Genomic DNA, 362 nt, shown 5'->3' with positions numbered 1-362 from the left:
GCGACGTCGGTGCCGTCGACAGCAACGGTCCGCTCGTTCCGCGTCGTCACGTCGAACTGCGAGACGGTCACCGTGCGGGACTTGAGCTCCACCGCCTCGCCCTTGCGCGCCAGGTCGTAGGCGCGGCGCCCGTCGACCTTGATCGCGCTGACCGTGGACGGGACCTGGTCGATGACGCCCCGCTGTGCTGCGACGGCGGTCTCGACGGCGTCGTCCGAGACGTCGGCAGCGGCCACACCGACCGCAGCGGTCGGCGTGCCGTCGGCGTCGTCGGAGTCCGTGGAGACACCGAGCCGGATGGTCGCCGTGTAGGTCTTGTCGAGGCCCACCAGGTGCGTCAGCAACCGGGTGGACGGCCCGAT

General features: G+C 71.3%; 1 pseudogene. It reads right to left on the bottom strand.

Annotation, left to right across the window (positions count from 1 at the left end):
* Nucleotides 1–362, bottom strand: a pseudogene (locus BIU91_RS00010) (tRNA pseudouridine(55) synthase TruB); the annotation flags it as partial.

The organism is Curtobacterium sp. MMLR14_002 (assembly GCF_001864975.1).
Classification (GTDB): domain Bacteria; phylum Actinomycetota; class Actinomycetes; order Actinomycetales; family Microbacteriaceae; genus Curtobacterium; species Curtobacterium flaccumfaciens.
Note: the sequence above shows the minus strand (reverse complement) of the source record. Positions and strands in the feature narration are given on the sequence as shown.